At 69.6% G+C, this 8,280-nt stretch carries 11 protein-coding genes and 1 pseudogene; 3 read left to right on the top strand and 9 right to left on the bottom strand.

Features of this window, described 5'->3' with window-relative positions; genetic code table 11:
• Window positions 1–97 precede the first annotated feature (97 nt).
• Window positions 98–508: pseudogene (locus M3Q23_17375) on the bottom strand (MogA/MoaB family molybdenum cofactor biosynthesis protein).
• A gap of 137 nt (window positions 509–645) precedes the next feature.
• Here M3Q23_17375 and moaA point away from each other — a divergent pair.
• Window positions 646–1,680, top strand: a complete 1,035-nt coding sequence (gene moaA / locus M3Q23_17370; GenBank protein ID MDP9343822.1) for a GTP 3',8-cyclase MoaA — start codon at window positions 646–648, stop codon at window positions 1,678–1,680.
• An 83-nt stretch (window positions 1,681–1,763) separates the two neighbouring features.
• Here the strand turns inward: moaA and M3Q23_17365 are convergent, their stop codons facing one another.
• From M3Q23_17365 to M3Q23_17335, 7 genes are all read right to left on the bottom strand, one after another.
• Window positions 1,764–2,165 (bottom strand): type II toxin-antitoxin system VapC family toxin, encoded by a 402-nt coding sequence (locus M3Q23_17365; GenBank protein MDP9343821.1) that lies wholly within the window; start codon window positions 2,163–2,165, stop codon window positions 1,764–1,766.
• Window positions 2,166–2,191: 26 nt separating this feature from the next.
• Window positions 2,192–2,467: a hypothetical protein gene (locus M3Q23_17360; GenBank protein ID MDP9343820.1), complete on the bottom strand. Its 276-nt coding sequence runs from the start codon at window positions 2,465–2,467 to the stop codon at window positions 2,192–2,194.
• 33 nt (window positions 2,468–2,500) lie between these two features.
• Window positions 2,501–3,214, bottom strand: a complete 714-nt coding sequence (locus tag M3Q23_17355) for a Crp/Fnr family transcriptional regulator (protein MDP9343819.1) — start codon at window positions 3,212–3,214, stop codon at window positions 2,501–2,503.
• A 143-nt stretch (window positions 3,215–3,357) separates the two neighbouring features.
• A complete protein-coding gene (locus tag M3Q23_17350; GenBank protein MDP9343818.1) occupies window positions 3,358–3,501 on the bottom strand; it encodes a hypothetical protein in 144 nt (47 codons plus the stop codon).
• A gap of 222 nt (window positions 3,502–3,723) precedes the next feature.
• A complete protein-coding gene (locus M3Q23_17345; protein ID MDP9343817.1) occupies window positions 3,724–3,906 on the bottom strand; it encodes a hypothetical protein in 183 nt (60 codons plus the stop codon).
• Between the two features lie 43 nt (window positions 3,907–3,949).
• On the bottom strand, window positions 3,950–6,121 hold the full coding sequence (locus tag M3Q23_17340) for a cyclic nucleotide-binding domain-containing protein (GenBank protein ID MDP9343816.1): 2,172 nt from the start codon (window positions 6,119–6,121) through the stop codon (window positions 3,950–3,952).
• The gene (locus M3Q23_17335) at window positions 6,118–6,786 is read right to left on the bottom strand and encodes a hypothetical protein (protein ID MDP9343815.1); all 669 of its coding nucleotides are present in this window, start codon (window positions 6,784–6,786) and stop codon (window positions 6,118–6,120) included. Before M3Q23_17335 ends, M3Q23_17340 begins: the two co-directional genes overlap by 4 nt.
• Window positions 6,787–6,948: 162 nt before the next feature.
• Here M3Q23_17335 and M3Q23_17330 point away from each other — a divergent pair, with 162 nt between their 5' ends.
• Window positions 6,949–7,119: a hypothetical protein gene (locus M3Q23_17330; GenBank protein MDP9343814.1), complete on the top strand. Its 171-nt coding sequence runs from the start codon at window positions 6,949–6,951 to the stop codon at window positions 7,117–7,119.
• A gap of 141 nt (window positions 7,120–7,260) precedes the next feature.
• The gene (locus tag M3Q23_17325) at window positions 7,261–7,401 is read left to right on the top strand and encodes a hypothetical protein (GenBank protein ID MDP9343813.1); all 141 of its coding nucleotides are present in this window, start codon (window positions 7,261–7,263) and stop codon (window positions 7,399–7,401) included.
• A 6-nt stretch (window positions 7,402–7,407) separates the two neighbouring features.
• On the opposite strand, the gene M3Q23_17320 is transcribed toward M3Q23_17325, so the two are convergent.
• Complete coding sequence (locus tag M3Q23_17320) at window positions 7,408–8,259, bottom strand: peptide chain release factor N(5)-glutamine methyltransferase (protein ID MDP9343812.1); 852 nt, start codon at window positions 8,257–8,259, stop codon at window positions 7,408–7,410.
• Window positions 8,260–8,280 lie beyond the last annotated feature (21 nt).

The raw sequence follows: 8,280 nt of genomic DNA, 5'->3' as shown, positions 1-8,280 counted from the left end.
CAGACATCCTCGCTTCGCTTCGCTCGCTGCGGAACTCGCGATCGGCCGCCCCCGCCCGGGCTTCGGGCCCCTGATGCCCTGTTGGGTGGCTGCCGGTCTGGCCGCTCAACAGCTCGAGCGCGTGCGGTAGCACGGGCAGGACCGCCTCCAGGCTCTCGCGGACTCCTTTGGGGCTTCCGGGGAGGTTCAGGATCAGGGTCGCGCCGATGGTTCCGGCGACGGCCCGCGACAGGGCGGCCTGGGGGGTATGGGACAGGCCGGCGGCTCGCATCAGCTCGGCGAGGCCGGGGGCTTCGCGGTCGATGACGGCTCGGGTGGCTTCGGGGGTGACGTCGCGGGGGCCGAAGCCGGTGCCTCCGGTGGTTGCGATCAGGTGGACGCCGTCGGCGGCCAGGTCGCGGAGGCGGGCCTCGATGTCGGGGCGTTCGTCGGGGACCACGGAGCGGGACAGGACCTCGTAGCCGTTCGAGCGAAGGACCTCCTCGGCCACGTCACCGGACTCGTCCAGACGGGTTCCGGCCGAGACGCCGTCCGAGACCGTCACCACCGCCGCCCGAAATGCCTGCTCCACGCGCCTATTGTGCACGGCCGCGGCCGGATCCGGTCGCGCTGCGGTTCCGGCCGATCCGGGTAATCTGAACGGGTATGGACGACGCCTCCGCCTGGACACCCCCCGAGACCGACCCACCTGAGGGCGGGCCGCTCCTCGACACCTTCGGCCGGATCGGCGACGACCTCCGGGTCTCCATCACCGACCGGTGCAACTTCCGGTGCGTCTACTGCATGCCGGCCGAGGGCCTGGCGTGGCTGCCCAAGGAGGAGATCCTCACCTTCGAGGAGATCACCCGCGTGGTCGGGGTGTTCGTGTCGCTGGGGGTCCGCGCGCTGAAGCTGACCGGCGGCGAGCCCACCGTGCGGGCCGACTTCCCGGGCCTGGTCCGGATGCTCCGGGGGGCCCAGCCCGACATCGAGATCTCCATGACCACGAACGGGATCCTCCTGGACCGGCTGGCAAAGCCGCTGGCCGAGGCGGGCCTGGACCGGGTCACGGTGTCCTGCGATTCGCTGCTGCGCCACCGCTTCGCCGAGATGACCAGGCGGGACGCCCTGGACCGCGTGCTCGAAGGCATCCGAGCGGCCGAGGAAGCCGGGCTCACTCCCATCAAGATCAACTGTGTGGTCATCGCGGGGCAGAACGAGGGCGAGGTCGTGGAGTTCGCCCGGTTCGCCCGCGAGACCGGCCACGAGGTCCGGTTCATCGAGTACATGCCGCTCGACGCCGAGCAGGTGTGGGAACGGGCCAAGGTGGTGCCGAACTCGGACATCCTCCAGGCCATCGACGGGGTCTTCCCGATGATGCCTGCGGAGGGCCAGCCCGACCCGGCCTCCACGTTCCGCTTCGCCGACGGCGCACCGGGCGCCATCGGCCTGATCTCGAGCGTCACCGAGCCCTTCTGCGACACTTGCAACCGCCTCCGCCTGACCTCCGACGGCCAGCTAAGGGCCTGCCTGTTCGCCCTGGACGAGGTGGACCTGAGAGGCCCGATGCGCGAGGGCGCCCCCGACGAGGACCTCGCGAACCTGATCCGCCGAGGCGTCTGGCGCAAGTGGGAGGGCCACCGCATCAACCATCCCGACTTCGTACGCCCAGGCCGCAGCATGAGCATGATCGGCGGCTGACCTTCGGACCTGTCCGGGGGCCGAGCTCGGGGCGCGGCTGCGAACCGTTGGGGGACGGTTCTCTTCTGCCAGCCTCGAACCGATCAGGGCCCTTCAAGTACGAGTTGTCGCACAGCCGGTTGATCGAGCGGATCGACTCGTCGGACCCCCGGGACGGAGTCGAATCCTGAATCCGCCGAGACCATGACCTCGATCCCGTGCGTCAAGCATGTGCCGACGTGCAGACGGTCGTTGGCCCCCAGTCCCGGCGCTTCCAGTGAAAGGGCGAAGCGAAACGCTTCGTCTGAGACGGGCAGCAATGGCGTGAACAACAGATACATCCGCTCGGTCAAGCCGTCGATGTGGCCGGCATCCCCCGACATCTCCACGTGCCAGGCCTCCTCGAGCACCGCCGTCGATGTTCGTCCTGCCGCGTCTCCGCTGGCGATGGCGTCGAGAATCTCGAGGCAAGCGTCCCGGTAGCGAGATTGCCCGACGGCATACACCAGGACATTGGCGTCGACGAAGAACGTCAGCGGGCTCCGGGATCTGGGGGAGGGACGAGCCCCCTCGCTCGCTCCCGTTCCACAAGCCGGTTGAGCTCTTCGGGAGAGAGAAAGCGACCGCCCGTCATGCCTCGGATCTCACTCATCGCCCGGAGGCGGTCCTCCCGCGAGACGGACCCGAACCGCGCATCGATGGCATCCCGGATGAGGCTGGCGACTGAGGTCCCACGGCGCCGAGCCTCGGCTTCGAGCCGTCGTCGCTGTTCGGTGCTCAGGAGGATCTGGAAGCGTTCGCTGAGCATGCACACATGATACACATCCGGCCGTGAGCGATGCTAGAGACCCGCCAGCCGCCTCAGCCCGGTGACGCTCTTGAGCACGTAGCGCCGGTCGTTCCGCTCGACCAGGCCTCGCCGCTGGAACTCCGAAAGGATCCGGGTGACGTTCTCGCGGCTGCCGCCGCACAGGCTGGCCAGGTCGGCGTGGGTGACCACCGACGGAAGGACGACCCCGTCGGACGGGAGCTCGTCGAGGGACGGGCTGACCAGCTGAAGGAGCCGCTTGGCCACCCGCCCCTTCAGGTCCAGGAAGAGCAAATCCTCCGTGAAGGCCTCGTGCGCTTGGACCTGCCGGGCCAGCGCTCGGAGCAGCGCCCTCGAAGCGTCCGGGTGGTCGCTCACGAAGTCCATGAACGTCTCCCCGTTCACCACCCACACCGTGGATTCCTCCAGGGCCATCGCGGTGGCCGTGCGCTGCATCTCGCCGAGCACGCCGAGCTCCCCGAAGAACTGGGGCTGGTCGAGGGTGGTGTGGAGCTGGCGATGCCCGGTGATCGAGAGCGAGCTGATCTCGACCCGGCCCCGCCACAGGAACAGCACGTCCGGCGCCGGATCGCCCTGGTGGAACAGGTACGTGCCGCGGCGATACTGCCGCAGGGTTCCCCGCTCGGCCAGCTCCCGGACGGTCTCCGGCGAGATCGACTCGAGCAGGGGCGTGGCGCCCATGGCCTGCTGGAGGGTGACCGTGGAGGACCGCGCCGATGGGGACATCAGGCGTGAGCCTAGCGAAGAGCGCACCGCCGAAAAAGCCGGCGCCTCCTTCAGGTACGTGACGGTCATGGCCACCCCCCTGAGAAAGCAACAGACGGACCCGGAGCTCCCGAGCCCGTCTGTCGAAAACCTGTCTTGCCGAGCTACCGCTTGACCCGCTTCACGCGCTGCACGCGCTGGACCCGCTGCACGCGCTGCACTCTGGATACCCGCGTCGCTGGCGTCTTCTCCTCCGCCTTGTCCTGCTTCGCGACCGGCTCCTTCGGGGTCACCTTCTTGTCCGCCATCCTGCTCACCTCCCTTTCGAGTTGTGGGGCCCCCGGGAGGGGCCGTCCGAAATCCTGCGCTTAGTCTCGTGCCGAGGGCTACCTCGCGTCTGTGACCGCCGTCACCGGGTTGGACGTGACCTCGATCACCGAAACGACCGTGACCGGCGTCACCATCGCGATGTGATCGCCGTCACACCATCACACATCACACCATCGCGGCATCGCGGTGACCGGGCGGAGCTACTCGTCGAGCTCCGGGAGGTCGAGGGGGTCGGGGCGAGGGGTACATGCGCCGCAGTACAGGGCGTCCTCCACGACGAGGACCCTGGTGACGTCCTTCGTCTTGAACAGCTCCAGGATGTAGGGATGGATCTGGACGTGGTCCTCGCAGATCCCCCGGCCGCAGAAGCGACACGCGCCCACGGCCGTCCTCTTGCAGTGCCAGCAGTCCATGCCCCGCCCGTCTCTAGTGGGTGAGCGTCCGGTCGATCTGGAGGTTCGTCGGCAGGGTTCCCTTCCGGAACGAGTCCGCCACCATGCCATCGAATCCCTTGCGGTCCAAGCGGAACGCCCGCACAGGAGTGTAGGCCACCACGGTCGCAGTCCGGGGCATGTCGAACAGCAGTGCGATCTCCCCCACGTAGGTCCCCGCGCCCTGCCGGTCCACCGGCCGCCCGTCGCGCACGATGTCGACCTGGCCCGATCCGATGGCGTAGAAGGCGTCGCCGGGCTCGCCCTGCCGCATCAGCTCCTGGCCCGGCGGCACCGTGATCCAGTCCCCGTGCTGGAGCAGCTCGGCCAGGCGCTTCGAGTCCAGATGGGAGAAGCACGGAAGCTCCCCGAGCTCCGCGGCCTGCTGCAGCGTGGGCGCGAAGTCCGGCACGTCGATGGTGTCGGCCAGCAGCCGGTTGAACGTGGGCCGGTCCACCACGAACAGCTCGGTCTCCTCGGCGGCGCGCACGGTCGCCGTCCGGGGCGCCCCCTTCACCAGGGCCAGCTCGCCGAACGACTGGCCGGGCCCCAGCGTGCTGAGCACGCGCTGGGCGCCGCTCTTCGGATCCTCCTCCACCACCTGGACGCTTCCCCTCCGCACGACGTAGAAGGCGTCGGCCTCGTCGCCCTGCCGGAACACCGCGCCCCCCGCCGAATAGGACTTCAGCTGGACCCGGCCGGCGAGGTCGTTCAGCACGCTCACGGGGACGTCCTTGAACGTGGGGAGGGCGTCGATCATCTCTGCGGCCTCCACCCGCCACTTCGTCTCCAGGCGGAACCGGATCCGGCGCCACAGTGCGCGCAGCCGGCGGCCGATCGACTGCACGAGGTTGATGAGGCCCCGGACCACCGGGCCGAGCACGAAGAGGGCCAGCGCCCCCAGGATCACCCGGGTGACCAGCCCGCCCTGCCACAGCCGCGCGATCAGCCCGCCGAAGACCGTCTTCCAGTAGAAGTACGACGTGTAGAACGAGAACACCGTGAACAGCGACCCCAGCACCGCGTACAGGGTCAGCCCCACCTCCTGCCTGGTGAGCCGCTCGTGATGGCGGAGCTTGTACAGGAAGTCGTGCCGCACGAACGAGAACGAGCGGGGCCGGAGGTCGGGGACCTCGATCAGCTCCGTGAGCAGCCAGTACCCGTCGAGCTCCAGCAGCGGGACCAGGTTCATCAGGATCACGATGTAGTTGAGGACGGCGTAGCGGTACATGGTCTCGGAGAGGATCCAGCCCGGGAAGGCCAGCGCGATCAGCGCGGCCACCGCGGCCACGATCATCTGCGCGTAGGGGCCGGCGAAGGACTCCGCGATGCGCTGCTTGCGGTCCATCATCAGCCCGTCCGAGCCGTCCACGAAGAACGCCGGCGAGCCGAAATAGATCTGGAAGCCCGCGCTCTTGATCCGCCGGCCGTTGTGCGCCACCACCAGCGCGTGGCCCAGCTCGTGCACGAACACCATGAAGTAGTCCAGGACCAGCAAGACCACGAACCCGATGGCCAGCGACTGGCCGGCCAGGTTGAAGCGATGCGACCGGGCATCCTGGACGAACGCCACCACACCCGCGATGGCGAGCGCCGCCGACACCAGTTGCACCCGCCGGTTGAAGAAGACCTTCAGCCCGTGGTGGTAGAGCCAGCTCACCATCCGGTCGGCACCGCTCCACTCGATGGTGAGCTTCCGGGCGAAGAGGCGAGCCTTCTGCCTCGGCACGGAGATCGGGTCCATGGCCCGCTTCACGGCGGCGCCGGTGTCGAGGTACCGGCCGTCCAGGAAGTTCCCCTCGTGGAGGAGCCGGACCAGGTCCGCCACCTCGCCCAGCTCGAGGTCGCCGGATTTCTGGAACCGCTCCAGGACGATCTCCTTCACGGTGCGGGTGCCGTCCATCAGCCCGAGGAGCTCCACGTCGCGGGGTGCCAGCTGGTAGTGGATGAGGTCGCGCGGGTTCGCCACGACCGCGAAGTCGTTGCCCCACCGGAGCTTGTGGACCTTGATCTCGACGTCGGGGGCCAGCTTCGGCCGGAACAGACCCGGGTCGACCAGCTCCTTCAGGCGTGCCCAGACGTCGAGCTGGTTCCGCCCGCCGGAGGCGGCGAGCTCGGCCTCCAGGCGTTCCCACAGGCTGTCGTGGGTGGGGGCGGGAGTGGTCACTTGCGGGCCCGTTCCTCCTCGAGCCGCTTCGACACCGCCGCGTAGACCGACGGCCGGACCTGGCGGCGCCGGTTCGAGGCGACCAGGTTCCCCAGGAACCCGCCGGCGAACAGCGCTGCGGCGATGGCCACGCCCAGGGTCCCCCACGAGAACCCGCTCTTGGCCTCGACGGGCGGCGTGAGCGGCTTGAAGCCGACGGTGGGAACCCCGTTCGCCGCGTAGGTGTAGTAGAGCCGCGCGCCGGGCGGGGGCTCGATGAGCAGGCGGATCGGGATCTCGAGCTCGAGCCGATCCTGCTTCGTGCTGATCGCCACGCCGGCCGTGTTCACGGAGAAGAAGGATCCATGGAGCTTCTCGGGGGAAGTGAGCGAGGCCGAAGGGCCGTCGCCGATGATGGACAGGGACAGGTCCCGGGAGTCGAACACCAGCTGGTCGAGGGGCCGCCCATGGATTCGCAGGACCACCTGGACCTGCTGGAAGTTCTGCCAGCCGTCCGAGTGGCTGAGCTTGAGGTCCACGGTGAGGACGTTGCCCGCCTTGAGGTCGCCCGTGACGCTTCCGCTGGCCCGGACGGTCGCCGTGGCCGCGGCCAGGGCCGGGGCGGGAGCGGAGGCCATGGCGACGCCCAACGCCAACCACGCGATCCGACCGAGCACCCGTCCCATGACGGGCCATCCTGACCGCTCGATCGGGGCCAAGGCAAGATCTGGCGCAAGGCAAGAACCGGACCGGCGTGACGGACGTCACCCCGCAACGGTGCCCGCCGGCACCGAAGCGGCCGCCGGGTCGCGCGTACGGTGGCTCCAGGATTCCACAGGGAGGTGGCGATGTACGCGAGAGAGATGGCGACGGAGCGGATCACCGACATGGTCAGGGACGCCGACGCGTACCGTGCCTCGCGCGCAACCCGAGCCGCGCGCAGCGCGGAGCGTCGGGCACGGGCCCGCCGGATCGCTGCGATGGCGGTGTCGCTGGTGGCCTGGCCGCTTCGCCACTGAACGATTTTCTGAGGACGCCCAACCGGGCACCGCAGGAAACCCCGGCGGGGAGCCGACCGTCACCCGGCTCCCCGCCACCCACCCCTCCAAGGGGTGGACCGAACGAACCGATGCAGCGAGGACCGGAACGGGAGGCGGGAGATGCGCCGAACGCAGATGAGCAAGCAGCACAGCCGGAGAGACGACCCGGCTCCCGTGCTGGCGCTCGACCCGCGCGACCCCGACGTCCTGCGCGCCAAGCGCCTCCGGGCCCGCGCCGAGGCCGCCAAGCAGTCCCGCTGAGCCTGTTCAGGCTCTCGCAGTCAACACCCGGGTGACCTCGAGGCCGCCCTTGGTGCTCCGGACCTCTCGGTAGCCGGCCCGGCGGAGGATGGTCGCCACCGAGCGCGAGCGGTCGGGGCTCACCTCGATCAGGAGCCAGCCTCCCGGCTTCAGCCAGTCCCGGGCATCGGCGGCCGCTCGTTCGATGAGTCCCATGCCCTTCGGGCTGTGGTCAGTGAGCGACATCACGGGCTCGAACTTGACCACCTCCTCGGGCAGCTCGCGGAGCTCGCGCCTGCCCACGTAGGGTGGATGTAACGTGATCACGTCGACCCGCCCGGCGATTCCCCGGGGCAGAGCGCCGAACAGGTCGCCCTGGAGGAACCGGACGGACAGGCCGAGGCGTCGCGCGTTCTTCCGGGCCAGCCGGATGGCCTCCTCGGACAGATCGGTGCCGTAGACCTCGGCCACCTTGACCTCGTTCGCCATCGCCAGGGCCACCGGGCCAGACCCGGTGGCCAGGTCGACCGCGATGGGCCCGCGGCGGCGGCGGAGGCGCCGAACGGCCCGCTCGGCCAGCTCCTCGCTGGAGTCCCGGGGCACGAACACGCCGGGCCGGGCCACGAGCCTCAGCCCCCGGAACTCCACCTGGCCCTTGATGTAGGGGACGGGCTCGCCGGTGGCCCGGCGGGCGATCAGGCGCTCGAACCGTCGCCGGACGGCCGGCGGAATCTCGTCCGTCGCCGCCCACTCGTCGCCGACCAGGTGCGTGAGCAGCTCCTCGGCCTCGATCCGCTCGCGGTCCTTCTGCCAGTGGTCGATGGCGGGCGCCGCCTCGAGGATCTCGACGGCGCGATCGATCAGCTCCTGGGCGGTCACGGCGCGTGATCGTACCCCGGG

Source organism: Actinomycetota bacterium (genome assembly GCA_030774015.1).
In the GTDB taxonomy this organism is placed as follows: Bacteria; Actinomycetota; UBA4738; order UBA4738; family JACQTL01; genus JALYLZ01.
The sequence above is the reverse complement of the archived record's forward strand: the minus strand, read 5'-3'. Positions and strand labels throughout refer to the sequence as shown.